The organism is Novosphingobium naphthalenivorans NBRC 102051, from assembly GCF_001590985.1.
In the GTDB taxonomy this organism is placed as follows: Bacteria; Pseudomonadota; Alphaproteobacteria; order Sphingomonadales; family Sphingomonadaceae; genus Novosphingobium; species Novosphingobium naphthalenivorans.
Window position 1 is genome coordinate 41,099 of the sequence record NZ_BCTX01000023.1, and the last position, 23,278, is coordinate 64,376.

The window sequence follows — 23,278 nt, forward strand, 5'->3', positions numbered from 1 at the left end:
ATTCACCTCTCGTCCGTGTAACATGCGCACCAGCCGAACCGGCCGTACATTGCCTCTTGCATATATTCCAATCTCATAATATTAGTCAAGCCACATACAGCGCATTCTATCGGGTCGCTCTCGCTGACGGGACGTCAGACGCGGGGACTTGGCAACGGGAGAGCATGAGATGTCTTTGCCCCAGATCATTATCCTTGGTGCAGGCCTTGGGGGCACCATTGCAGCCTACGAGATTCGCGATGCCGTAAAGGGCAAGGCGGAAGTGACAGTGGTGAACGACCAGGACGATTACTGGTTCGTCCCCAGCAACCCGTGGGTTGCCGTGCGCTGGCGCGAACCGGAAGCGATCAAGGTCCATCTTCCCCCGATCATGAAGAAGAAGGGCATCGGCTTCACGTCCGTGGGTGCGAAAAAGGTTCATCCGGCCGAAAATCGCCTCGAACTGAACGACGGCACCTCGCTGAACTACGACTATCTCGTCATCGCCACCGGCCCGGAACTGGCCTTCGACGAGATCGAGGGGCTGGGCCCCGACGGCCACACCGTATCGGTATGCAAGACCGATCATGCCGCCGAAGCCGCCGATGCGTTCGACCGCTTCTGCGCCGATCCCAAGCCGATCGTGGTCGGCGCCGTTCAGGGCGCGTCCTGCTATGGCCCGGCCTATGAATTCGCCCTGATCCTCGACACGGAGCTCCGGCGCCGCAAGATCCGCGACAAGGTGCCGATGACTTTCGTCACGGCCGAACCTTATGTCGGCCACCTCGGCCTCGACGGCGTGGGCGACACCAAGAGCCTGCTCGAAAGCGAACTGCGCGACCGCCACATCAAGTGGATCTGCAACAACCGCATCACCGGCATCGAAGACGGCATGATGCACACCGAGGAACTGGCCGAGGACGGTTCGGTCAAGGCCTCGCACGATCTGCCTTTCGGCTATTCTATGCTGCTGCCCGCTTTCCGCGGCATCGATGCCGTGATGGGCGTGGAAGGCCTCGTCAATCCGCGCGGCTTCATCCTGGCGGACAAGCATCAGCGCAACCCGAACTTCAAGAACGTCTATTCGCTGGGCGTCTGCGTGGCGATCCCGCCGGTCGGCCCGACGCCGGTGCCGGTGGGCGTGCCCAAGACCGGGTTCATGATCGAATCGATGGTCACGGCCATCGCCGCGAACCTGAAACTGGAACTGGCCGGCAAGGAGCCGACCGAGGAAGCCACCTGGAACGCCGTGTGCCTTGCCGACTTCGGCGACGGCGGCGTGGCCTTCGTGGCCCAGCCGCAGATCCCGCCGCGCAATCTCAACTGGTCGTCGAGCGGCAAGTGGGTCCACCTCGCCAAAGTCGGGTTCGAGAAGTACTTCCTGCACAAGGTGCGGAGCGGCAAGAGCGAGCCGTTCTATGAAAAGCTCGCCATGCATGCCCTTGGCATCCGCAAGCTGCGTTTCAAGTAAAGGAGAGGATCGATGAATCTCGATGCTGCCGTTCTTCGCTTCGCCGGCGTGGTCGTCATGGCCAGTGCACTCCTGTCGATCTTTGTGCACCCGTACTGGATCGGCCTGACGATCTTCGCCGGATTCAATATGTTCCAGGCCAGCTTCACGGGACTTTGCCCTGCCGCAATGGTCTTCAAGAAGCTGGGTGTGAAACCCGGAAACGCCTTCCGCTGAGCGAGACCGACTATGCGCCGCGTCCTACTTCCCTTGCTGCCCCTGTCCTGCTTCATCGCGTCCCCCATCGCGTCAGCACAGGACCTCAACGCGGCCATCGCCGATGCCCTGGCGCATGCCCCGGCGCTTGAGGCTGCCAAGGCGGAGGAGGCTGCGGCGCAGGCCCGTCTCGATCGCGCCAAGAGTGAGAGCAATCCCCTCCTTCGGGTCGAAGGGTCGGTCGGGACGGGCCGCATAGACAATGGCGGCTTCTTCGGCATCACGGCCGACGATACGACGCCCCTGGCCTTGCAAGGCACGGCGGAAATGCCGCTCTATGCGGGCGGGCGGATCTCGGCAGCGATCGATCAGGCCAAGGGCGGCGCGCAAATCGCCGGTTTTCAGGCCGAGCAGACGCGCCTGACGACTGTGGTTCAGGCGATTTCCGCCTATACCGAAGTGCTGACCGCCCGGAAACTCAATGCCCGCTTCCATCAGCTGGTCACCGAACTGGCCGAAGTGGAACGTCAGGCCGGTCTGCGGTTCAAGGCGGGTGAAATTTCGAGCGCCGATCTCGCCCAGGCCCGCGCCCGCAAGGCGCAGGCAGACGCCGGGCAAGCCCATGCGCAAGGCCGTCTGGCCTCGGCGGAAGCCGCTTATGAACGGCTGACCGGAAACCCGGCCGGCGATCTGGCCCCCCTGCCCGATCTGCCGCGCACCCCGCCCACGCTCGATGAAGCGCTGGACCTTGCCCGCAATGCCAATCCGTCGCTGCGTCAGGCCAAGACTGCCGTGGACGTCGCCAAGGCAGGCGTGCGCGCGGCCAAAGCGGAAGGTATGCCGCAAGTCGGCGCCTATGCCGAAGCGGCCCATGTCCGCGATCAGTTCTTCCCCGGCTACAAGGCGGATTCCTATTCCGTCGGCATCCGCGGCAAGTGGACGATCTTCGCTGGCGGCCGCGTCGCCACGCAGATCCGCGCGGCCGATGCCGGGGTCGATGCCAGCGAAGCCCGCCTGCGCCAGGCCGATCAGGCGCTGCAAGGCATGGTCATCGATGCCTGGACCGGCCTCGCCACGGCCAATCGTATGGTCGATGCCACAAACCTGCAAAATCAGGCTGCCATGGAAGCGCTGCGGGGCCGCAAGCTGGAAGCGAAAGTCGGCTCCGTGCCGGTGCTCTCCGTGCTCGATGCCGAGCGCGAGGCGATCGCCGCCGACGCCGCACTGCTGGAAGCGCAGGGCCAGCGCCTTGTCGCCGCCTGGCAGCTCAATGCCCTGACCGGGAATATCGATTGATGTCCGCTCGTTCAGCATCCGGGACATGATCGCTTTTGCCGATCACAGAAACCCGGACTCCTTCCTTCATAAAATAAGTGCATCCTAATATTAGAAATGCACAATTTAATGAAAGGAGACTGCTATGACTGAATTGCCCGCTACCGCCGCCTCGATGCCCCGCATCAATGAGCCGGCTCCCGACTTCACCGCCAAGACCACCCATGGCGAGCGCAAGCTGTCCGATTATCGCGGCCAGTGGCTGATCCTCTTCTCGCACCCGGCGGATTTCACGCCCGTATGCACTACGGAATTCATGGGATTTGCCCGCCATGCGGACGAATTCAAGGCGATGAACACCGAACTGCTGGGGCTGTCGATTGACTCCAACTACGCCCACATCGCGTGGGTGCGCAGCATCAAGGAAAAGTTCGGCGTCGAAATCCCGTTCCCGATCATCGAGGACATCTCGATGACGGTGGCCGGTGCTTACGGCATGGTCCATCCGGGGGCTTCCGACACGCAGGCCGTACGCGCAACGTTCATCATCGATCCGGACGGTATGCTTCGCGCGATGGTTTACTATCCCATGTCGAATGGCCGTTCGATCGCAGAATTCGTACGCCTGATGAAAGCGCTCCAGACGTCCGATACGAACAAGGTGGCCACCCCCGAAGGCTGGCAACCGGGCCAGGACGTGATCGTGCCCCCGCCGCAGACTGCGCCGGCTGCTGAAACCCGCGCCAGCGAAGGCTACAACACCGTCGACTGGTATTTCAGCACCCGCAAACTTTAACGGTGTTCAGCCGGGTTCGGGCGAAAGCCCGAACCCGGTCTCCCATGCAACACCTCGAACGAGGTCAAGACGATGTCAGATCCAGCAATTGAAACCGCCGCCGCCCAGATCATCGCGGCACTTGCCTCGAAACGCCTGCCGGTGGTGCGCACGTTCTTCGACGAAGCGACATTCACGGCCACCCATGTCGTGCATGATCCGGAAACGAAACGCGCGGCCGTGATCGATTCCGTGCTCGATTTCGACCAGCCCTCGGGCCGCACCAGCCATGGCTCGGCCGATGCCGTGATCGCCTATGTGCGCGCGCAAGGCCTGACGGTCGACTGGCTGCTCGAAACCCACGCCCATGCCGACCACTTGTCCGACGCGCCCTATATCCAGCAGGAACTGGGCGGGACGCTGGTGATCGGCAGCGATATCCGCACGGTGCAGGACGTCTTCGCCAAAGTCTTCAACGAGCCCGAGAGCTTCGTGCACGACGGCTCGCAGTTCGACCGGCTGATGCACGATGGCGAACGCTTCACGCTCGGCGGGATCGACGCCGTGGCCCTGCACGTGCCCGGCCATACGCCGGCCTGCCTCGCCTATGTAATCGGCGATGCCGTGTTCGTCGGCGATACCCTGTTCATGCCGGACTACGGCTCGGCCCGCGCGGATTTCCCCGGCGGCGATGCCCGCACGCTGTTCCGCTCGATCCGGCGCCTTATGGAACTGCCGGAAGCGGCGCGCGTGTTCCTGTGCCACGACTACAAGGCGCCCGGCCGTGACGAATATGTCTGGGAAACCACGATCGGCGCGGAAAAGACCGGCAACATCCACGTTCACGACGGCGTGACCGAGGACGAATTCGTGGCCATGCGCGAAGCGCGCGACGCCACGCTCGGTATGCCGCGCCTGATCCTGCCCTCGATCCAGGTCAATATCCGCGCCGGGCATTTCCCGGAACCGGAAGCCAACGGTGTCAGCTATCTCAAGCTGCCGCTGAACCTGCTCTAGGCCGATCCCATGACCGAACTCCAATACCTGCTGGGCGGCCTGAGCGGCATTCTCGTGGGCTTCACGCTCGGGCTGGTGGGCGGCGGCGGCTCTATCCTGGCCGTGCCGCTGATGGTCTATTTCGTCGGGGTGAAGAGCCCGCACCTCGCAATCGGCACCAGCGCGCTGGCCGTCGCCGTCAATGCCCTCACCGGCGTGTGGAACCATGCCCGCGAACGCAACGTCAACTGGCGCTGCGGCGCGGCCTTCGCCGCGGCCGGAATCATCGGCGCGCTGGCCGGATCGACGGCAGGCAAGGCCTTCGACGGGCAGAAACTGCTGTTCCTGTTCGCGCTGCTGATGCTGGTAGTGGCCTTTGCCATGTACCGGGGGCGCAAGGACACCGGCGTCGAAGGCGTCACCTGCAACCGCGAGAACCTGCCCAAGGTCCTCAGCTTCGGTTTCGGCACCGGGGCGCTTTCGGGCTTCTTCGGGATCGGGGGCGGCTTCCTGATCGTTCCGGCGCTGATCGCCTCGACCTCCATGCCGATCTACCGCGCCGTGGGCACTTCGCTGATCGCCGTCGCTGCCTTTGGCCTGACGACGGCCGCGAACTATGCCTGGTCGGGCCTGATCGACTGGCCGCTGGCCGGGACCTTCATCGGCGGCGGTATCGTTGGCACCGGCCTCGGCGCTCTGGCCGCCCGGCGCCTTGCCGCGGCGAAGGGACGCCTCAACACCCTGTTCGCCGCACTGATCGCCTGCGTCGCGCTCTACATGCTGTACCGCGCCGGGCTCGTTCTCATCGCGTAGCGTTTACCCGGGCGTGGCCGGGACTGCCCCGGACACGCGCCCGGTGCGCTCCAGCTTGCCCCATCCCACGATCCAGCCCCCGATCGCCGAGGCAATCGCGCGCAGGACCACCCAGTACATGATCTGCCGGTAGACCAGCCGCTGCGCCACCAGCAGTAGCGGCGGATACCGCACGCTGTGGCCATCCAGACGATAGGCGACCCACCCGCACAGCACATCGACGGCGGTGAACGCGATCCAGTAGAGCGCCATAGTCCCGACATCGCCCTGAGTCTGCGCCCAGCCGTGCTGCGCGACGCGAATGGCTGTCCCGACGATCGAGACCACCAGCGCAAGGTCGATCAGCGGAGAGATGGCGGCAAAGCCGATCTGGAACAGCCAGGCCTGCGGCAGGCCGACAAGCCCCAGCCCCGACGGCTTGCGGCGCACCAGCACTTCGCGATGCTTCCACAGGCACTGCAATGTGCCGAAGGCCCAGCGGAAGCGCTGCCTGGCAAGCGCCTTGAAGCTTTCCGGCGCCTCGGTCCAGGCCACCGCGCGCGGGTCGTAAGTCACGCGCCAGCCGGCCCGCTGGATCGCGATGGTGAGATCCTGATCCTCTGCCAAGGTGTTTTCCGGATAGCCGCCGACCGAATCCAGCGCCGCGCGCCGCCAGGCGCCCACAGCCCCCGGCACCACGGTCATCGCATCGAACCCGGCGAGCGCGCGGCGTTCGAGGTTCTGCGCGGTGATATATTCTACCGCCTGCCAGCGGGTGACGAGATTGACCCGGTTGCCCACCCGCGCATCGCCCGCGACGGCGCCGATCTTCGGATCGGCAAACCAGCGGGCGAGGCGGCGGATAGTCTCGGGCTCGAACTGGGTATCGGCATCGAGCGCGATGATCACTTCGCCGGTGGCGCGCGTCAACGCACGGTTCAAGGCGGAAGCCTTGCCGCCATTGTCCAGCGTCAGCAGCGTCACGCGCGGATCGTGACCGAACTTTTCGGCAACGATCCGGCTTGTGGCGTCCTTCGAGCCGTCATCAGCGACAATCACTTCGAGTGCGGGATAATCGCTCGCCAGCACCCGCGCGACCGAGGCGGCGATCACGCGCTCCTCGTTGTAGGCGGGAATGATGACCGATACGGCCGGTTCGAAATGCGGCGGTTCACCGCGCTTCTGACGGCTCTGGAACCAGGCGAGCCCCGCCATGAGCACGGCGCGGGCCATGCCCAGCGAGATCGCGAGATAAAACAGCCAGGCCAGCAGCGCGGACAGGGCCATCAGGACCACGAAGACCGCCACGTCGATTCGGATGGCGGCAAGATCGCTCGACGACACTACCGGCATGGCGCGGGCTACCGGCACACCGGCGAGCTGCGAGGCCGTCACGAACGTATAGCCCTGCGCCTTCAGCGCCGCGATGATGCGCGGAAGCGCCGCGACCGTCTGCGCGCGATCACCGCCGCCGTCATGCAGGAGAACGACATTCATGGTGTTCCCGGCCGTTGCCGAGTGCACCTGATCCAGCACTTGCTGGACAATCGCATCGGCACCGGGACGCTGCCAGTCGTTGGGATCGACGTGGAGGCCGACAACCGTGTAACCCGCCTGCTGCGCTTCCAGCGCAGGCTCCAGTTCGTCGAAAGTCGTCGGCTCCGCGTCCCCGAAATAGGGCGCCCGGAACAGCGTCATGCTGCGGCCCGTATAGGCCTGCACCAGCCGCTGGGTGGCATTGAGTTCGAGGCTGGTTTCGGACTTGCCGGCATTGGCGAGGTTGGGATGGGTATAGGTGTGATTTCCCAGCTCATCGCCGTCGGCAACGATGCGCTTGAGCAGTTCGGGATGAGTCAGCGCATTTTCGCCGATCACGAAGAAAGTCGCGGGAACATGAGCCGCTTCAAGCTCGGACAGGATGCGCGGCGTCCATGTCCCGTCCGGGCCATCGTCAAACGTCAGGGCAATGCGCCTGGGGTCGGTGCCGCCGGTCCGCTGCACCACGAAAGGCGTGGGCAGCGCGTCGTACCGCTCGTCCCGAATCGTGCCGTCTGGACCGAAACGAACCGTGCGATGGCCGCCGCGCGGCGTGGCCGTGATGCGCAGGATTTCGCCCGAACCCTCGACATCGGCCCCACTCTGGGCCTCCGGCGCCGAGAGATCGGGCGTGCCGCCCTTGCGGAATGCTCCCAGACCGTTCCAGAAGCCGGGGTCCTCGATACCAAGCCGCCACATGGCGACATCTTCGATGCCGAGCCGCCGCAGCGTTGCCAGCTCGTTCCAGTTCGCCGCCGCATCGAGCATCCAGACCATATGGTGCTGCGTTCCCTCGTCATAGGCAAAACCGCTGTTGCCGCTGGCCGGATCGAACGTGATCTGGGCATCGCTGTCATGCGCGGCCAGCCAGGCATCCTCGATCGACAGGGCATCGGTGTCGCCCCCGTGCCAGTCATAGGCATAGCTGCCCAGCGCGACGACGATCTTGTCCGGCCCGATGCGGTGCAATGCCCCTACGACTTCGCGGACGAACCAGTCCTGTGCCGCAATCGGCCCGGCCTCGCCACCTTCCCAGTGCTGGTCGTAGGCCATGAAAATGACCTTGTCGGAGACCCTCGCGATGGCCTCCAGCGCCCAGGCATCGTCCTCGGCTGGCACTGTAACGGCAAGCCGCGCGCTTTTGGGCAATGCGGCGCGGACTTGGCGCAGAAAGGCGATGTAGTCCGGCATGGCGCCGCGCGGCAGGGCCTCGAAGTCCATGACCAGCCCGGCGTCCTTGCGGCTGCTCACCAGTGCCGCCAGCCTGCCCGCCAGTGCCCGGCGCTGGCGGGCATCGCGCAGGAGCGAGGCCGCCCCCTTGCTGTCCCACCCCGCATCGCTGAGGTTCTGAACCATCGGCAGCACCTTGAAGCGGTGCGGCGCGGACGTAACCAGCCGGTCGAAACGGCGATCCTGCTCGACCGTGACATGGTGATCCGCGCCCGAAACGCTGACCAGCGCAGGAACGACCCAGTCGAGATCGTTGCCGTGATGCCGCAGCGAGAGGAATCCCTCGTCGCTGTTGGGCTCGTAGAACCCGATCGTCAGCGGCGCCTGCTGCGCCGCCTTGCCGTGCCCTTTGGGAAGCCATGCCGTCAGCGCGTGCTTCAGCTTGTGCCGGGAAAAGCTCGCGGGATGGAGGCGCGGCACCGGCAGTTCCAGCTCCCGCTGGCGCGGCACGGCGACCAGCGTCGTCGCAAAAGCGATCCCGCCAAGGATCGCTGCAAGCAGGAGCGCGGCAATGGCCCGGCGCGACCATCGGCTGCGGCGTCCGGTCGGATCGTAGAAAATCGGTTTGGTCATGGAATGTCGCACATATTGCCGCCGGCTGGGGGCAGGAAAGGGAATGGAGCTGCCCGGACATTGCCGGGCCGGTTCAGAACCTCAGGTCATGGTCACACCCCGGTCGCGGGACCGGCGACATGCAGCGCGCGGAGCACCGTTGCCGTCAGCCGCGCCGGATCGCGCCGGAGATAGTGGCCGCCGGGCAGGCCGATAACTTGCGCGCCGCTGCCTTTCAGCAAGGGGCACAAGCTGTCGCTTTCCTCTACGCCGTAGATGCAGATGACGGGCGCCCAGCCCAGCCGGCGCAAGGCAGCCGCCGGGCGGGCTTCCGGCGTGCCGAGATAGGCAAGGCCGCTGGGATCGGCGCGGAAATAGACGTCTCGCCCGGGCACGGTCAGCCCGATCGCGGCAATGCGCGCCCGCAGATCGGCGGGCAGGTCTGGCGCGACAGTGGCCACGATATCCGCCCCGAAGGAGCCGCCCATCAGGATGATGCGCTGCGCACCGGTCTGCCTAAGCGCCCGGCCGATGGCATCCGTAACCACGGCCTGTGCCTGCGCGCGCGTCCGGTGGTGCGCGAACGCGACCGGCGACACGACACCCACAACGGGAATGCCATGCGCGGCCAGCCCTTTGGAGACAGCGCCGCTCATGCCGAAATCGAACCCCATGTCGCCGGAGAGGAAAACGGCGGCCACCGGCGCTTTGCCGCCCGCCGCGGGAAACGTGCGGTAGGTGCGGCTGCCGAGCAGATGCAGGGCCGGGGCATGGGTCGCGATGGCAGCAAGGGCCGCCAGCAGCAGCACGGCGATACCTACCCGGCGGCGCCACGCCGGCCTCTTCTGGCGAATCATGGGCTTGCGGATCATGCCGGCACGCCCCGGGGCGCCTGCAGGCTTCTGGCCATCGCCGGGACAGGAGTCCCCTGCCCTTTCGCCGCTTCGGGCGGCAGCGCGTCCTGAGGCCCGCTGCCGATCAGGCGCGAAACGTCATGGAGCCCCTGCAGCAGGCCGACGCCATGCGGCCCGGCGACGTAGCGCGGCTCCCATCGCGGCGCGAACTTCTCCTTGTACCCGCGCAGCCCCCGGAAGCCGTAGAAACCCTCGCCATGATGAAAGATCAGCGCCGCCGCCTTGGCCCAGGCCGGTGCGAGCTGGCGCCCTTCGATCCCCGAAAGCGGCACCATGCCCAGCGTGAACTGGCGGTATCCGCGCGCCTTGGCCCAGAGCATCAGGTTGGTGAACAGGAAGTCCATGGTGCCGTTCGGCGCATCGTCGCGATGGCGCATCAGATCGACCGATGCCTCGTCCTTGTTCGCGGTAAGCCACAAGTTGGCGAAGGCGACGATCCGGTCATCCATTGTCACCACCGCCATGTCGAAATTGCTCAGATAGGCGCGGTTGAAGCAGCCCAGGCTGAACCCCTTCTCGCGCTGCCCCTTCGACTGCATCCATTCATCGGACACCGCTTCAAGCTCATCCATGATTACCGGGACGGCGGCGGCGGGAACGATCCGGAAACGCGCGCCCGCCTTGGCCGCTGCGCGCTCGGAGCGGCGAATGCTGCGCAACTGGGGCGTATCGAGCTCGAAATCCGCCAGATCGACGATCGCTTCCTCGCCGTACTTCACGATCTGCAGGCCCATGCCGATGGCGAGGTCCAGCACCGCGGGCGACACCTCGTAGAGAACCAGCCGCCCCTGCCGCCGGTGCGACAGGCCGCGGATCGTCCAGAGCAGTTCGCCCCAGGACTGTTCGTCCCCCACCGGATCGCCCATGACGATCCAGCTCGTGCCCTTGATCTGGTACATCAGGAACGCATCGCCCGCCTCGGAGACAAGAAACTGCTTGTCGCCTGTCAGCGCGAGCATGGCTTCGGTCCTTGACGCCTGCGCCAGCACGGAGCGGATCGCGGGCCAGTCTGCCCGTCCGGCCTGCGGATTGCGGCGCGGAGAGACCGGAGCCAGCATCCGCCACAGGGCCACGCCCGTCAGCAGCACGGCACTTGCCAGCATGGCCCGAAGATAGCGCGGCGCGTCGGCCCGCAGGGCGAACTTCCACCACAGGTTGTCGCTGTAGGGCACATGGCGATACGCGAACATCCCCGCCCATCCAGCCAGCGCCGCCGCCATTGCGATGGCTGTAAGCCAGCCCGCCGTCAGCGGCTGTTCAGTGATCGCCGTCCGCCGGTAGAAGGCTCCGCGCGTCAGATAGAGCAGTCCAGCCAGTGTCAGGCAGACGGCCGCTTCCTCGTAGTCGAACCCCTTGGCCAGCGAGAAGACCATACCGGCCAGCAGCAGCCACCGCGCCGCCAGACTGGCCCCGTCCAGCCGCCGGTAAAGCCCCGGTGCCAGCAGCAGCAGCGCCGCGCCGCACAGGCTGGCGGCGATATGGCTGGCCTCGATGACAGGCAGCGGCAGGACGCCGATCAGCGCCCGCATCCGGGTATGGATCGAAGGCAGCGAGCCGGACAGCAGGAGCATTCCCCCGCCCAGAAACACCGCCGAACTCAGCAGGATCGGCGAAAGGCTGCTGGCAAAGGCCTGCACGCCGTCCACCAGACGGGCAAGCTTGCGGTTGCGCGCGCCTTCGTGCCAGACGAGCAGGATCACGCCCAGCGCCAGCGGCAGCAGGTAATAGATCAGCCGGTAAGCGATCAGCGCTGCGAAAAGCGTGGTCCGGTCTTCCGGCAGCACCGCCAGCACCACCGCCTCGAACACGCCGAGACCGCCGGGTACATGGCTCACCAGCGCCACCACGATGCCAAGCGCGTAAGCGAGCACGAAGGCAGGCATCTGCGATGGATCGGCCCCGGGGATCAGCACGAAAAGCGCCGCCGCCGCGCAAGTCGTGTCGGCAAAGGCCACGCCGATCTGTTCCAGCAGGTCGCGCCGGTGGGGCAACGGCAGCCTTACGCCCAGTACCGAAGGCGGACGTTTCAGGCGGCCTGTCACGACCACGAGCGCGGCGATGGCGGCCAGCACCGCGGCGCCTGCCGTATGTACGACATCGGGTCCCAGAGTGACCGCGCCAAGCGGAAGCGGTCCCTGGCGCAGCAGCATCGCCACCCCGGCGATCGCGGAAACGCCGGCCCAGAACGTCCCTGCCGCGATACCGACAATCCGCGCGATGTCCGGCCCGTCGAGCCCGGCGGCGACATAGATGCGGTAGCGCGCGGATCCGCCCGTCAGCAGTGAAAGCCCCAGATTGTGGCTGAGCGTGTAGCTGGTGAACGATGCCAGCGCCGCCGTATGCCAGGGCAGCGGCCGCCCGATCACGCGCAGGGCCAGCATGTCGTAGAACGTCAGCGCCAGATAGCTCGCCGCGGTAAATCCCAGTGCCAGCGCGATCTGCCCGGCCGTCAGCGCATGGAAGGCGGCACGGACCTGGGTATAGCGAATCTCATGCGTCAGGCTGTCGAGCGCGGCGAAACCCAGCGCGATGACAGCCAGCACCACGCCGCCTGCAAGGACCCGGCGATAGCGCTGGAAGATCTGCGGCACGGCTTTCATACCGGCACCTGCCCGATACGCGTCCAGACCTGAGACTTGCAGATGAGGCCGCCGAGAATGCAGCCCTTCACTTGCATCTGCGTCAGCGAGACGGTGTGGATTTCGGAATAGAACCGCCGCCCCATGTCGGGCACGAACACTGTCCCCGCCCAGGCGCCCCGCCCTTTCGGCCGGTAGCCTTCGAGCAATTGCGTGCCGACAAGCTGCACAACACCGCTATCCCTTGCATCGGCCTGCGCTTCGGAACTGGCCCAGACGATGCGCCCGCAGACATTCTGCGCGCAAGGTTCGGTGCGAACCGCGACCGTCCCGCGCGGGTTCAGCCAGATGCCTTCGATCTCCGCAGGCGAAAGCGCGGGCGCCGCCGAAACGGGCGCGGCCAGTGCCGCAAGACAGACAACAAACCCCTTTTGCATCGGCAAACTCCAGCTGGCCGATACCGGAGTAACCATGGGTGCATTGCCCGGGGCTCGCCGCGACATGACAAATCGGTAATGTCACGGTTGGTGCGCCGCCATCGAACCGGCGCTATACGGGATGGCGATGGCCCAGAAGATCCTGCTTGTCGAAGATGACCCGGCGACTGCCGAATTCGTGGCGAACGGCCTTGCCGAGGAAGGCTTCGTCGTCGACCGCGCGGACAATGGCCGCGACGGCCTGTTCCTCGCCACCGACAGCGGCTACCAGTGCATCGTGCTCGACCGGATGCTGCCGGGTCTCGACGGTATGGCGGTGCTGGCCGCGCTGCGCGGAGCAGGAGTCGAAACGCCGGTCATCATCCTCTCGGCACTGGGATCTCCCGACGACCGCATCAAAGGGCTGACCAGCGGCTGCGACGACTATCTCGTCAAACCCTTCACTTTTGCCGAACTGCTGGCGCGCATCCGCCTGCTGATCCGCCGGGGCAGCGCAGTGCCCGCGGCCCAGACCGTGCTGCGCTGCGAGGATCTGGAAATGGACCTGCTCGCCCGGCGCGTCCGCCGGGGTGAGCGGACGATCGACCTGCAGCCGCGCGAATTCCGCCTGCTCGAATTCCTGCTGCGCCATGTCGATCAGGTGGTCACGCGCACGATGCTGCTCGAAGGCGTCTGGGACTATCACTTCGATCCCGGCACCAACGTCGTCGACGTCCATCTCAGCCGGCTCCGCAAGAAGATCGACGAAGGGGCCGGCCGCCCGCTTCTGCATACGGTGCGCGGTGCCGGCTACCGTATCGGCCCGCAGCCGTGATCTGGCGCTCGACGACGGTCCGCTTCGCGGCGCTCGTCTTCCTCTTTCAGGCGCTGGCGGCCGCAATTCTGCTGTTCGGTCTGGGAGCCGTGCTGCGCTCACAAAGCAATGCGGATGCCGTTGCCGTGGCCGAAGCCGTGCGCGACGATCTGGTCGAGACGTACACCGACGGCGGCCCCGCAGCCCTGGCAAAAGCTGTCGAAATGCACGCCGGCCGTCAGCGCAAGCGAACGGTGGTACTGCTTCTCACCGACCCGGACGGAAAGCCTCTGGCCGGCAACCTGACGGCGCTGCCGCCGGGACTCGCCGTGGACGCCCCTTACACGCTCATCCGTTCCCGCCGGACCGGGCACAGCCTGCCCGAAGCGATGTTCGTCCACGCCATGCGTCTGTCCGGCGGGGAAACCCTGATAACCGGCACGGTCGTCGAGGGCGAAAGACAGTTCTTCGCCTTGCTCGAACGCGCCAGCCTCATCGCCTTGTGCCTCTCGCTGCTTTTCGCCGCATTCGCCGCATTCGTCTCCACCCGGCTGATCCTCAACCGGTTGAAAGCGACAGTCGCCACGCTCCACGGCGTGCGCGAAGGCGATATGTCGCGCCGCGTGCCCCGGGACGGCACCGGCGATGCCTTCGCCCTGCTCGGCGACGAAGTGAACCGGACGCTGGACCGGGTGGAGACTCTCAACACCGAGCTCAAGGTGGCCACCGACGGGCTCGCCCACGATCTCAAGTCGCCGCTGACCCGGATGCGCTCGGCGCTCGACCGGGCAGCCAGCGCAGTCACCGATCCCTCGGCCCAGACGGCGGTCGATCAGGCCCTCGCCGAAAGCGAGCGGCTGATGGCGATGATCGAGACCGCCCTGAGCATCACCCGTGCGGAAGCCGGACTGGGCCGCGACAGCTTTGCCCGGACAGACCTGCGCGACATGCTAGATACGATCGCGGAAATCTACGCCCCCCTGATCGAAGACCAGGACCGTGCCATCGTGGTCGAAGCCCCGGTGTCCTTCACGATGCCGGTGCACCGGCAACTGATGGATCAGGCGATCGGCAATCTCGTCGACAACGCGCTCAAGTACGGTGCGGGCACGATCACCCTGTCGCTCGTACCCGGCCCTGCCCGCGTGACTCTCGCCGTTGCCGACGAAGGCCCGGGCATTGCCCCGGAACAAAGAGCCGAAGCGCTGCGCCGCTTCGGCCGCCTCGACGAAGCCCGGCGCGGCTGGGGCGCCGGGCTGGGGCTGTCGCTGGTGCAAGCCGTCGCCCATCTCCACGGCGGAACCGTCGCGCTGAACGACGCCGGACCGGGGCTTGCGGTGGCGATTGAATTGCCCCTTTGAATCTTTCCGTATCCACCTGCTTTTTGGGTGTTGACCGGGACCAACCTCCCCCCTAAAGGACGCGGCCTGCACCGGCCATCCGGTGCACCTGATCAGGCCTCCCGCACAGCGGGCCCGGCCTTGGTATGGCGGAGTAGCTCAGCCGGTTAGAGCAGCGGAATCATAATCCGCGTGTCGGGGGTTCGAGTCCCTCCTCCGCTACCATACCCCATTTTCAGACGTTGTCCGCGCTAGTCCAGAACGAGCCGGCAGCGTCTTTTTTCTTTTTAAAATCAAATATTTTTCTCGGTTGTCCGCGTGCGCCGACGTCCGAGCGCGTTCGGCTGCGTTTGGGGGTGTCGGTTTGAATTTTCGCTGAATTTGGGGGTACCATCGCCGCATACCCCACAACAGCGATACCCCCACATGGCACTCAAGGAACTCGAGGTGAAATATGCGGCCGTCCGACCGCGCCCCTATAAGCTCTCGGACGGGGGTGGGCTGCATGTGCTCGTCCAGCCCAACGGCTCAAAGCTGTGGCGGATGAAATACCGCTTCGCGGGGAAGGAGAAGCTGCTGAGCTTCGGCAAGTACCCCGAGGTCTCCCTCGCGGTCGCCCGTGCGCGCAGGGATGTGGCGCGGGGCCTGCTCGCCGACGGGCGTGATCCGGGCGTCGAGATCGCTGCGGAGGTCCAGGTCAGGACGAACACTTTCGAGACAGTGGCGCGCAAGTGGCACGCAAATCGAGAAGAGGGACTGGACGATGCGCACGCCAAGCGTGTGCTGAGTCGGATGGAGCGGGATGTCTTCCCGATGCTGGGCGCAAAACCGATCACCCAGATCACCGCACCCGAAATTCTGATCATGATCCGCAAGATCGAAGAGCGTGGGGCTCTCGATATCAGTCGCCGGGCCAAGCAGTGCGTGGGGCAGGTCTTCCGCTTCGCGATTGCCAACGGCTGGGCGCAAGACGATCCTTCGGTTCATCTTGTGGGCGCGCTCAAGCCTCGGCCGCGCGTCAAGCACATGTCTCGCGTTCCGCTCAAGGAACTGCCTCAGTTGCTGCGGGCCATCGCTTCCTATGATGGTGAGGACAATCCGCGCTGTCAGTTGCTTACCCGCGATGCCCTGATGTTCACCATGATGACGTGGGCGCGCACCAGCGAAGTACGATTCGCCGCCTGGAGCGAGTTCGAGGATTTGGACGGGAGCGAACCTGTTTGGCGCATTTCAGCTGAACGCATGAAGATGGGGCGCGAGCATCTCGTGCCCTTGCCGAGGCAAGCCGTCGCACTGCTGCGCCGCCGCCGGTCGGCAACAGATGGCGAGTTCGTCTTTCCCGGCCCGAAGGCCGGTCGGCCGATTTCCGAGAACACGATGATCTATGCCTGCTACCGCATGGGCTACCGACGTCGGCAGACCGTCCATGGCTTTCGCGGACTCGCGTCGACATGGGCAAACGAGACCGAAGGCTACAGCTCTGACTGGATCGAGATGGCTCTGGCCCATTCCGAAGCCAATTCGGTCAGGGGAGCTTACAACAGCGCGCTCTATATTTCTTCGCGGAGGCGCATGCTTCAGGACTGGGCGGACATGATCGACGGGGCGGTCGACAAGAATGCCAAGCCTTCAGTTCTCAAAAAGCAAAGGCGCCGTGATCATTCGGACGCACCCGTGGATCAGGCCCAACCGCCAATAGGAAAGGCTAGGCCGTTCTTGCGGCTAGTTTCCACGGATGGGAAACTACGCTGACCATCTTCGCTCGAAGTTCCTGATTGTTGCTTGGGCAGGTGAACAAATTCCCGGCGAATAATCGACCGCTTTGGCAACACTTGATCAAAACCTTGAACATCTGAAATGCCGGGAAGAGTAGACATAGCTTGGGGGAGTGGGGACGCCTCAAGGAGCGGCAGGAGAATGTCGCGTTCGGAGCCGGATTGCGGGGAGCCCTGAAGCTCACAAAGTGTCGGCTGCCGACCAACTCAAGCCGTTCCCCGGCGCGCGCGTGAATGGCCGCTGCTCCCGGAACCTGCCATGCCCAGTCTATTGAGCGATCAGGCGGCGGTGCGCCCATTTAAGTCGCTCCTCTGAACAGACGCCGTTCCCAGAACCTGCCATTCCCGGAGGTTAGTGCAATCAAGCTCAAAAGGTCGAGGCTGGGACATTCTGCTCAGTCAGCTTCGGAGCGCCGAGGCAGCGATAACGGACGTCGCGCGGCAACAAACTGCTGCCTGCAGACGCCGGCAGAGCGCCCGTTCCACGGTCACTATCTCTTCTGCAATACCGACGGCCTGTTCATCTGGCCCAGTCCGACAACGAATGCCGTTTGAAATCGGCGCCCGAACCGTCTTCAGTCGCAGGACAGTCGCCGAGCGGATGTGTTTTGGACTTCTGGGATTGACGACAGTGTACAGATTGTCGAGCGCAAGATGCGTGAAGGGCGCGCGGGTCAACTGCTTATAGTCGATCCACGCCAGGATCGAATTTCGCGCCGTGATCGCTGGTCTCACAGGCTGCAATAGCCGCTCGTGGTTGACCTGCGCGGCAGCGAGCCCACATGGTATGGTAAAGATATTCCAGCGCAGCGGCATAGCTTGTCACATCGAAGAGCGGAGCCGCCATGCGATTTCTGCTCAGCTTTGCCTTGCAGGCCGCCAGCCGTCCCGGCTGCGTGGCCAGCGTCAAGGCGAGCGAAAAATAGTCCTGCTCGTCGCGGGCAATGAGTTCCGGCAGGCCAACGGCATGCAGAAGGCTGCCAGCAACGCGGGACGGGAACGTGCTTCCGGCATGGGTGATTACCGGAACACCAGCCCAGAGGGCATCGCTCGCTGTCGTGTGGGCCCCATAGGGTGCGGTATCGAGCACGATATCCGCATTCTGCAGCCGGCCCAGGTGCTCGGCTTGCGGCATGTACGGAGCAAACACGAGACGGTCGGGAAGTATCCCGCGCCGCAGGGCTTCACCCCTGAGGTTTCCTTCTGCCCGCTCGTCGGCGCGAAGCCAAAGTACGCTGCCGGGCGTGGCTTCCAGCAGGCGGCACCATACGTCAAAGTGCGCCGGGGTCAGTTTGAAAGTCTGATTGAAGCAGCAGAACACCAGGCCGGTATCCGGCAGACCCAGTTCGGCACGCGGCGGTCTGCGGCCGATGGCGCTGTTCCTGCCGTGCGGCTGATAGGAATGCGGCATATAGGCAAAGCTTTCCGAGTATGCGGAAGCGGAGGCCAACGGCGTCGTGAACGGATCGGTGATGATATAATCGCAGATGTCCGCGCCCATCGTGCCGGGATAGCCCAGATAGTTCACCTGAACGGGTGCGGGATGCAGCATCATGATGCCGGTCCGGCAGCCGCGGGTATAACCCTTGAGGTCGACAAGGATGTCGATCCCGGTCCTGTGAATGGCACGGGCAGCCTCGATGTCGGTGTGCTCGGTGATGTCGTGAAAGGCATCGAAGGTCTTGCAGACGCGCTGGCGCATCCCGCCGCCGCTGTCCTCGCCGAAGGAGAAGGCGTGCAGCTCGAAACGGCTCCGGTCGTGCGCTTCCAGAGTTTCGATCAGCAGATGGGAGGTGGCGTGATCGTGGAAGTCGTTGGAGAGATAGCCGATGCGTATCTTGGCCCGCTCGGGCAAGGAGAACCGGAAGGCAAGTTCGCGGCGCTGGGGCAGGCTTGCCGCTATACGGTCGCGCACCCAGAGTTCGGAACACAGGCGGTGCTCATGAGCGGTAATGCCGGGAATAGACAGACAGCGAAAGGGGGGAAGGCTGTCCGGCTCCCCTTCCGCCAGCAGGCCCCGCATCCTCGACGTGGAAACACTGAATTCGTCCCATTCACACATGTCGCGGCTGCGGCTCATGGATCTGCTCAAGCGAACACTTTCCTTATGCGGGGAAAATCGGGATTCGCGGCCGGCCGCAGCGCAAATGCTGGCCTGATGCCGGTCACTTTCGGCGTGTCGCCGTCCGCTTTCGCCTGATGCCGGCAAGGACGGTCCGTGCGGCCTTTTTCGCGGGGATCGACAGACCCGCCGGTGCCAATGCCCTCAAACCGATTTGAAGCGTCAGCACAATTCCGCCGAAAATAAGCGCCTGGAGGGTCAGGAGGTCGGGTTTCATGAGCGCGTCCCCGCTGTTTCGCGACAGGATTGCCGCTGTACTGACGTGGTAGAATCAGAGGCAGCCCTGGCCGCACCCGCACGGCACCCCGCGGTGCCCGTTTGTCTATGACAAAGCCGCGATGTCGAACTCGATCGCCTGCCAGCCTTCTTTCGTGGCCGTCGCGATGTCCAGAGGCCGCCCGCCTAGCTTCGCGCAGTGGCTGTTGAGATAGGAAATCGCGGCATCCCTGCTGCCAAACCGCTCGAAGGCCAGCCTTGTGATGCTTCCTTGCCGGGCTGCCGCATCGGCAGGCAGTTTAAATTTGGATTTCCGTTGCCAGTGGGAGTGAACGGGCTTGGCTGCGGGGTTGTCGTTCGCGGTTTCATCTTGGGAGGACATTGAGGTCTCCTGATCCGGGCAGCGTGGAAGATGGAAGCAATTCGTTTCGATTGCGGCCTGGAAGGAATTCCCTCACCAGCGGTTCTTGGGCCGGTAGAAGGCCTGGCGCCGGACGTCGCCTTCAATGATGTGCTTTTTCAGCTTCGATCGCATCTCTTCGGCGCCTTCCCCGGTCGTGCAGACGAGGTGGGTGCCTCCCGAGAGGAGCGTTTCCGTGCAACTGACCGACACGGCGCTTTTGGTGCAGGCGGCAATCACGTCCTCTTCGGTCAAGGCGAGGTTCATCGCCCGGCTCACAGAGCGTCGCCGGAAGTTGGCCGGTGCGGCGGCAATAGGGAAGCATCGGCTGAGGGACTTGCAGGAGGCATGATGGGGCTCCACGAAAAAGCGGGAGCACATATCATCTCTCAGTCAAGACCTGCTCGGATACGAAAGTCCTGATGGCTGTGATATGGAGAGGCCGGGACGATAACACAAGAGCCTAGCGGGAATGCGCTTCCTCCAGGGCCATGCACAGCAACTCGGACCAATGGCGCTGGCCTGCCCCATCGGCGATGTGATCCTGACGAACTTCGATTTCGGCATAATCGAGTGTGCTGCCGAAGGCGTGACGGGGAATGCTGTAGTCCGTCTCGTCCATGTGGTAAGGCTGGTTATCTCCCACCCGCAACCCCGGTTCACGCGCAAACGCGTCGAGCAGCCGCCGGGAGAAGCTTTCGTTTCCTCCCGCGTGAAGGATACCGACATCCCAGGGCCGCACGACTTCCCCGAGGACGGGCGTGAAACTGTGCAAGGCGATGAGGACTACCGGCGTTCCCGGATGCCAGCGCGCCTGGATTTCCTCTGCCAGACGGGCGTGATAGGGCGCGTGAATCTCGTTGACGCGAAGCTCTCGCGCGAGCCCTGTGAGGCCCGCATTGCCGGGTACCGGAGTGGCATCTGCGATGGCAAGGATGGCCTCGGCCGACGAAGGCGCGCGATTGCAATCGATGACCAAACGCGAATAGGCCTGCGCGAGGAAAACCGCGTCGAGCCTTTCGGACATTGCGGCGCCCAGTTCGGCCACGCCGGTATCGAGCGCGATATGGCGAGACAAGTCTTCCTCTTCGAGCCCGAGAGTTCCCAGCCGTGCGGGGATGGCGCATCCGGCATGGTCCCCGGTCAGAATGAAGGGTGAGCGGCCCCGCGGGTTCAGGCATATAACGGGTTCCGGGTCATCCGGCCCCAGCAAGGGCGGCGGGTTTGCAGACGGCGTCAAAACAGGCCGCAGACATGCCGCTTCTGACCATCCGTCATCTTACCGAGTACTCCTATCGGCAACCCGTCGCATTTGGCGAGCATCGCATCATGATGGGCCCTCGCGAGAGCTATGGCCAGCGGCTTGTCAGCGCCTGATTGAAGATTATGCTGGAACCGGCCCGCCTGTTTCGCCAGCCGCTTCATCTCAGGCTATGTCTACGATCCCGCCAACGGCGTCGCCGGCAACCGCAGCATGACTGTTGAGGCTCGCATTCGCCTCGATGGTGCCACTTCCGGTTAACACAGTGCAACCAACACCCAAAGCGGGTGAACGCAAGGACAATGCTATGCTGCTTCGCGCCGGTTACGAGATCCATTTCGAGGCCCAAGTTCCGACTGCGATGCTCGCGCTTCTGAGCGTCCACCCCTCGAGGAACAAGGATCTGGTGACGCCGCAGCGCATCCAGGCTTCACCCGAAGTACCGATCTACGACTATATCGACGGGTACGGGAATATCTGCTCCCGCTTCACGGCGCCCGCAGGCGCCGTCTCCGTGTCATGCGACTTCATCATCGAGGACAACGGCGAACCCGATGTGCGTGCACCCGATTGTCCGCAAGCGCGCGTCGAAACGTATCCTGACGATGTACTGATCTATCTGCTCGGCAGCCGTTATTGCGAGACCGACCTGCTGATGGACGCGGCCTGGAGCAATTTCGGCCATCTCGCGTCCGCACGCGACAAGGTAGAGGCGGTCGTTGCCTTCGTGAATGGGCACCTGCGCTTCGGCTATGAGCACGCCCGGTCCAACAAGACGGCATGGCAGGGCTATCAGGAGCGGGAAGGTGTGTGCCGGGACTTTGCGCATTTGGCGGTCACCCTGTGCCGCTGCCTCAACATTCCGGCGCGCTACTGCACGGGGTATCTCGGAGATATCCGGGTTCCGTTCGACGAGGCGCCGATGGATTTCAGCGCCTGGTTCGACGTGTTCATCGGTGGCGCCTGGTACACCTATGACGCCCGCCATGCCGTGCCGCGGATCGGACGTATTCTGATGGCCCGGGGCCGGGATGCGACCGATGTGGCCCTTACCACGAGCTTCGGCGATGCCGTGCTGAAGTCTTTCTTCGTGAGGGCCGAGGAAGTGACGTCCCGGACACTCCCGAACTGACGCTCCAGTTCCTTATCTGCTGGCAGGGCAGTGCTCATGTTTCGCGTTCGGGTGGAAAATACTCACTGAAACACGGAGGCTGCCGCGAAAGAAACGACTGCAGGAAGGGCCACCGTCAGAAGACGTGCCGTGCCATGAAGCACGACCATCAATACACCCGCATTTGCGCCCAGAATGCCCGTGGCATAGTCGCCAATGCCCAGCAGGACGCTCGCAAACAGCACATATTGGGCAAATCCGCCCAGTGTCGCTCCGTGGGCGCCCAGGATGAACGGCAATGGCCCGCCAGCGATCATGGTAATCGCAAGAGCCGACCAGAAAGCCGTTCTATCCACTAATCGCGCTCAGCGGAGCGCTCCTTCCGGTTCTTTTCGACTTGCAGCAACTGGTCGGCCATTACACGCCACGCCGCTTCCGACCGCAATTCGCGATCACGAACATTATCGAGCGTTGCATTGAAAGCTGCCAAGGCAGCATCGTTCGCGCGCGCTTCACAGAAATCGCGGGTAAATGCCATTGTTGCCTATCCAAAATGCCGAGTACCGGCCGAAGCGGCACATCCGTCCGCTCCGGCCGGTCCTTAATCAGGCCGACTGCAGGTTTACTGCGGACGTCTTGCCGCGAGCATTGGTTTCAAGCTCGTAAGAAACCCGCTGGTCCTTGTCGAGCGTGCGCATGCCGGCGCGCTCGACGGCACTGATGTGGACGAAAGCGTCCTCGCCGCCGTCCTCGGGTGCGATGAAACCATAGCCCTTGTCTGAATTGAAGAATTTGACGGTTCCGGTGATCATACGGGTATCCTTTGTCCCATGTGTGACGGGCATGCGCCAACAGCGGCACATCCCGGCTTCGTGATGCAAGAAAGGGACAGAGGGGGAGCCTTTGAGCGGCCCAATATCCGTCGCGAGCGACGTCAGCGCGTCATATATAGGGCTTGTAGGATAAAATTGATAGTGCCTCTTTCCCCCTGTCAATGAGACACGGTCGAATGAAGGCAGGTTCCTTACGTTTATGTGTTACACATGAGGATGATTTCAAAATCGAGTCACGATTGTCCCGTGATAATTGCCGATGCCGACATAGACTTTATGGGCCATGTCAATAATGCAGTGTATCTCAAGTGGGTGCAGGCAGCGGTAATCGAGCATTGGGAACGCGTCGCCTCACCGGCTGCGGTTGCAGCATGTCAGTGGATAGCGCTGAAGCACGAAATTACCTATCGGCGGCCGGCATTCCGGCTCGATCACCTGGTCGCAAGCGTCACCCTCGAAAAAGTCCGCAGGGAAAGTGCCTTTTACGATACCACAATCCAGCGGTGCGGCGAGGTCATTGCGGAGGTGAAATCCCGTTGGTGCTGCATTGATACGGTATCCAGGCAGCCCATACGCGTCACCCCGGACGTCATCGCATGCTTCTTCCCCCGACCCAGTGCCGATGAAGCCGCCCAGGCCTGGGAATAGTTCCATCTTGATGCGGTGTTATTGGGCCCTGAGAGTTCTTATGCCCTT

At 64.0% G+C, this 23,278-nt stretch carries 24 protein-coding genes and 1 tRNA gene; 13 read left to right on the forward strand and 12 right to left on the reverse strand.

Going from position 1 to position 23,278, the window contains the following annotated elements:
- The first annotated feature begins 169 nt into the window (after nucleotides 1–169).
- From NN5_RS09505 to NN5_RS09530, 6 genes are all read left to right on the forward strand, one after another.
- Nucleotides 170–1,450 carry an NAD(P)/FAD-dependent oxidoreductase gene (locus tag NN5_RS09505; protein WP_067734038.1) on the forward strand — a complete coding sequence of 427 codons (1,281 nt, stop codon included), beginning with the start codon at nucleotides 170–172 and terminating at the stop codon, nucleotides 1,448–1,450.
- Between the two features lie 12 nt (nucleotides 1,451–1,462).
- Nucleotides 1,463–1,666, forward strand: coding sequence for a YgaP family membrane protein (locus tag NN5_RS09510; protein WP_067734039.1), 204 nt, complete (start codon nucleotides 1,463–1,465; stop codon nucleotides 1,664–1,666).
- A 12-nt stretch (nucleotides 1,667–1,678) separates the two neighbouring features.
- The gene (locus NN5_RS09515; protein WP_067734040.1) at nucleotides 1,679–2,941 is read left to right on the forward strand and encodes a TolC family protein; all 1,263 of its coding nucleotides are present in this window, start codon (nucleotides 1,679–1,681) and stop codon (nucleotides 2,939–2,941) included.
- Nucleotides 2,942–3,065: 124 nt separating this feature from the next.
- Entirely contained in the window at nucleotides 3,066–3,716 is a 651-nt protein-coding gene (locus tag NN5_RS09520) for a peroxiredoxin (protein ID WP_067734041.1), read from the forward strand.
- 72 nt (nucleotides 3,717–3,788) lie between these two features.
- The gene (locus tag NN5_RS09525) at nucleotides 3,789–4,712 is read left to right on the forward strand and encodes an MBL fold metallo-hydrolase (RefSeq protein WP_067734042.1); all 924 of its coding nucleotides are present in this window, start codon (nucleotides 3,789–3,791) and stop codon (nucleotides 4,710–4,712) included.
- A 9-nt stretch (nucleotides 4,713–4,721) separates the two neighbouring features.
- Complete coding sequence (locus NN5_RS09530) at nucleotides 4,722–5,504, forward strand: sulfite exporter TauE/SafE family protein (protein ID WP_067734043.1); 783 nt, start codon at nucleotides 4,722–4,724, stop codon at nucleotides 5,502–5,504.
- Nucleotides 5,505–5,507: 3 nt separating this feature from the next.
- On the opposite strand, the gene NN5_RS09535 is transcribed toward NN5_RS09530, so the two are convergent.
- The 4 genes from NN5_RS09535 to NN5_RS09550 form a co-directional block, all read right to left on the reverse strand.
- Nucleotides 5,508–8,822 carry a trifunctional glycoside hydrolase family 18/polysaccharide deacetylase/glycosyltransferase family 2 protein gene (locus NN5_RS09535; RefSeq protein ID WP_067734044.1) on the reverse strand — a complete coding sequence of 1,105 codons (3,315 nt, stop codon included), beginning with the start codon at nucleotides 8,820–8,822 and terminating at the stop codon, nucleotides 5,508–5,510.
- A 92-nt stretch (nucleotides 8,823–8,914) separates the two neighbouring features.
- Nucleotides 8,915–9,673: an AcvB/VirJ family lysyl-phosphatidylglycerol hydrolase gene (locus NN5_RS09540; protein ID WP_245656388.1), complete on the reverse strand. Its 759-nt coding sequence runs from the start codon at nucleotides 9,671–9,673 to the stop codon at nucleotides 8,915–8,917.
- A complete protein-coding gene (gene mprF / locus NN5_RS09545) occupies nucleotides 9,670–12,315 on the reverse strand; it encodes a bifunctional lysylphosphatidylglycerol flippase/synthetase MprF (RefSeq protein WP_084384851.1) in 2,646 nt (881 codons plus the stop codon). The genes NN5_RS09540 and mprF overlap by 4 nt, the downstream gene beginning before the upstream one ends.
- Nucleotides 12,312–12,731 (reverse strand): DUF2147 domain-containing protein, encoded by a 420-nt coding sequence (locus NN5_RS09550; RefSeq protein ID WP_067734045.1) that lies wholly within the window; start codon nucleotides 12,729–12,731, stop codon nucleotides 12,312–12,314. Before NN5_RS09550 ends, mprF begins: the two co-directional genes overlap by 4 nt.
- A 127-nt stretch (nucleotides 12,732–12,858) precedes the next feature.
- Here NN5_RS09550 and NN5_RS09555 point away from each other — a divergent pair, with 127 nt between their 5' ends.
- From NN5_RS09555 to NN5_RS09570, 4 genes are all read left to right on the forward strand, one after another.
- Entirely contained in the window at nucleotides 12,859–13,545 is a 687-nt protein-coding gene (locus tag NN5_RS09555; protein ID WP_067734062.1) for a winged helix-turn-helix domain-containing protein, read from the forward strand.
- Nucleotides 13,542–14,885: a sensor histidine kinase gene (locus NN5_RS09560; protein WP_067734046.1), complete on the forward strand. Its 1,344-nt coding sequence runs from the start codon at nucleotides 13,542–13,544 to the stop codon at nucleotides 14,883–14,885. The genes NN5_RS09555 and NN5_RS09560 overlap by 4 nt, the downstream gene beginning before the upstream one ends.
- Before the next feature lie 127 nt (nucleotides 14,886–15,012).
- Nucleotides 15,013–15,089: transfer RNA gene (locus tag NN5_RS09565), tRNA-Met, on the forward strand.
- A 93-nt stretch (nucleotides 15,090–15,182) separates the two neighbouring features.
- Nucleotides 15,183–16,616, forward strand: coding sequence for a tyrosine-type recombinase/integrase (locus NN5_RS09570; protein ID WP_281190413.1), 1,434 nt, complete (start codon nucleotides 15,183–15,185; stop codon nucleotides 16,614–16,616).
- A gap of 705 nt (nucleotides 16,617–17,321) precedes the next feature.
- Here NN5_RS09570 and NN5_RS09575 read toward each other — a convergent pair.
- From NN5_RS09575 to NN5_RS09590, 5 genes are all read right to left on the reverse strand, one after another.
- Nucleotides 17,322–18,731, reverse strand: coding sequence for an O-linked N-acetylglucosamine transferase, SPINDLY family protein (locus NN5_RS09575; RefSeq protein ID WP_217998631.1), 1,410 nt, complete (start codon nucleotides 18,729–18,731; stop codon nucleotides 17,322–17,324).
- A 73-nt stretch (nucleotides 18,732–18,804) separates the two neighbouring features.
- Nucleotides 18,805–18,978, reverse strand: coding sequence for a hypothetical protein (locus NN5_RS25775; protein ID WP_157081076.1), 174 nt, complete (start codon nucleotides 18,976–18,978; stop codon nucleotides 18,805–18,807).
- 105 nt (nucleotides 18,979–19,083) lie between these two features.
- On the reverse strand, nucleotides 19,084–19,359 hold the full coding sequence (locus tag NN5_RS09580) for a hypothetical protein (RefSeq protein ID WP_067734047.1): 276 nt from the start codon (nucleotides 19,357–19,359) through the stop codon (nucleotides 19,084–19,086).
- Nucleotides 19,360–19,431: 72 nt separating this feature from the next.
- Nucleotides 19,432–19,656 (reverse strand): hypothetical protein, encoded by a 225-nt coding sequence (locus tag NN5_RS09585; protein ID WP_067734048.1) that lies wholly within the window; start codon nucleotides 19,654–19,656, stop codon nucleotides 19,432–19,434.
- Between the two features lie 184 nt (nucleotides 19,657–19,840).
- Complete coding sequence (locus NN5_RS09590) at nucleotides 19,841–20,617, reverse strand: N-formylglutamate amidohydrolase (RefSeq protein WP_157081077.1); 777 nt, start codon at nucleotides 20,615–20,617, stop codon at nucleotides 19,841–19,843.
- A gap of 14 nt (nucleotides 20,618–20,631) precedes the next feature.
- Here NN5_RS09590 and NN5_RS25085 point away from each other — a divergent pair, with 14 nt between their 5' ends.
- Both NN5_RS25085 and NN5_RS09600 read left to right on the forward strand, forming a co-directional pair.
- The gene (locus NN5_RS25085; RefSeq protein WP_084384853.1) at nucleotides 20,632–20,754 is read left to right on the forward strand and encodes a transglutaminase N-terminal domain-containing protein; all 123 of its coding nucleotides are present in this window, start codon (nucleotides 20,632–20,634) and stop codon (nucleotides 20,752–20,754) included.
- Between the two features lie 191 nt (nucleotides 20,755–20,945).
- Nucleotides 20,946–21,770: a transglutaminase-like domain-containing protein gene (locus tag NN5_RS09600; RefSeq protein WP_067734051.1), complete on the forward strand. Its 825-nt coding sequence runs from the start codon at nucleotides 20,946–20,948 to the stop codon at nucleotides 21,768–21,770.
- A 62-nt stretch (nucleotides 21,771–21,832) separates the two neighbouring features.
- Here the strand turns inward: NN5_RS09600 and NN5_RS09605 are convergent, their stop codons facing one another.
- The 3 genes from NN5_RS09605 to NN5_RS09615 form a co-directional block, all read right to left on the reverse strand.
- Nucleotides 21,833–22,066: a hypothetical protein gene (locus tag NN5_RS09605; protein ID WP_067734052.1), complete on the reverse strand. Its 234-nt coding sequence runs from the start codon at nucleotides 22,064–22,066 to the stop codon at nucleotides 21,833–21,835.
- 38 nt (nucleotides 22,067–22,104) lie between these two features.
- A complete protein-coding gene (locus tag NN5_RS09610; protein ID WP_067734053.1) occupies nucleotides 22,105–22,287 on the reverse strand; it encodes a hypothetical protein in 183 nt (60 codons plus the stop codon).
- Between the two features lie 67 nt (nucleotides 22,288–22,354).
- Nucleotides 22,355–22,561: a cold-shock protein gene (locus NN5_RS09615; RefSeq protein WP_067734054.1), complete on the reverse strand. Its 207-nt coding sequence runs from the start codon at nucleotides 22,559–22,561 to the stop codon at nucleotides 22,355–22,357.
- Nucleotides 22,562–22,792: 231 nt separating this feature from the next.
- Here NN5_RS09615 and NN5_RS09620 point away from each other — a divergent pair, with 231 nt between their 5' ends.
- On the forward strand, nucleotides 22,793–23,230 hold the full coding sequence (locus tag NN5_RS09620) for an acyl-CoA thioesterase (protein WP_373280332.1): 438 nt from the start codon (nucleotides 22,793–22,795) through the stop codon (nucleotides 23,228–23,230).
- The last annotated feature ends 48 nt before the right edge of the window (nucleotides 23,231–23,278 follow it).

What these genes read in the sequence shown, in the direction of transcription:
- NN5_RS09550 (WP_067734045.1), bottom strand. Translation starts at nt 12,731, where the DNA reads ATGCAAAAGGGGTTTGTTGTCTGTCTTGCGGCACTGGCCGCGCCCGTT.
- NN5_RS09520 (WP_067734041.1), top strand. Translation starts at nt 3,066, where the DNA reads ATGACTGAATTGCCCGCTACCGCCGCCTCGATGCCCCGCATCAATGAG.
- NN5_RS09600 (WP_067734051.1), top strand. Translation starts at nt 20,946, where the DNA reads ATGCTGCTTCGCGCCGGTTACGAGATCCATTTCGAGGCCCAAGTTCCG.
- NN5_RS09620 (WP_373280332.1), top strand. Translation starts at nt 22,793, where the DNA reads ATGAGGATGATTTCAAAATCGAGTCACGATTGTCCCGTGATAATTGCC.
- NN5_RS09540 (WP_245656388.1), bottom strand. Translation starts at nt 9,673, where the DNA reads ATGATCCGCAAGCCCATGATTCGCCAGAAGAGGCCGGCGTGGCGCCGC.
- NN5_RS09530 (WP_067734043.1), top strand. Translation starts at nt 4,722, where the DNA reads ATGACCGAACTCCAATACCTGCTGGGCGGCCTGAGCGGCATTCTCGTG.
- NN5_RS09580 (WP_067734047.1), bottom strand. Translation starts at nt 19,359, where the DNA reads ATGTCCTCCCAAGATGAAACCGCGAACGACAACCCCGCAGCCAAGCCC.
- NN5_RS09515 (WP_067734040.1), top strand. Translation starts at nt 1,679, where the DNA reads ATGCGCCGCGTCCTACTTCCCTTGCTGCCCCTGTCCTGCTTCATCGCG.
- NN5_RS09535 (WP_067734044.1), bottom strand. Translation starts at nt 8,822, where the DNA reads ATGACCAAACCGATTTTCTACGATCCGACCGGACGCCGCAGCCGATGG.
- NN5_RS09525 (WP_067734042.1), top strand. Translation starts at nt 3,789, where the DNA reads ATGTCAGATCCAGCAATTGAAACCGCCGCCGCCCAGATCATCGCGGCA.
- NN5_RS09615 (WP_067734054.1), bottom strand. Translation starts at nt 22,561, where the DNA reads ATGATCACCGGAACCGTCAAATTCTTCAATTCAGACAAGGGCTATGGT.
- NN5_RS25775 (WP_157081076.1), bottom strand. Translation starts at nt 18,978, where the DNA reads ATGAAACCCGACCTCCTGACCCTCCAGGCGCTTATTTTCGGCGGAATT.
- NN5_RS09555 (WP_067734062.1), top strand. Translation starts at nt 12,859, where the DNA reads ATGGCCCAGAAGATCCTGCTTGTCGAAGATGACCCGGCGACTGCCGAA.
- NN5_RS09505 (WP_067734038.1), top strand. Translation starts at nt 170, where the DNA reads ATGTCTTTGCCCCAGATCATTATCCTTGGTGCAGGCCTTGGGGGCACC.
- mprF (WP_084384851.1), bottom strand. Translation starts at nt 12,315, where the DNA reads ATGAAAGCCGTGCCGCAGATCTTCCAGCGCTATCGCCGGGTCCTTGCA.
- NN5_RS09510 (WP_067734039.1), top strand. Translation starts at nt 1,463, where the DNA reads ATGAATCTCGATGCTGCCGTTCTTCGCTTCGCCGGCGTGGTCGTCATG.
- NN5_RS09605 (WP_067734052.1), bottom strand. Translation starts at nt 22,066, where the DNA reads ATGATCGCTGGCGGGCCATTGCCGTTCATCCTGGGCGCCCACGGAGCG.
- NN5_RS09610 (WP_067734053.1), bottom strand. Translation starts at nt 22,287, where the DNA reads ATGGCATTTACCCGCGATTTCTGTGAAGCGCGCGCGAACGATGCTGCC.
- NN5_RS25085 (WP_084384853.1), top strand. Translation starts at nt 20,632, where the DNA reads ATGCCGCTTCTGACCATCCGTCATCTTACCGAGTACTCCTATCGGCAA.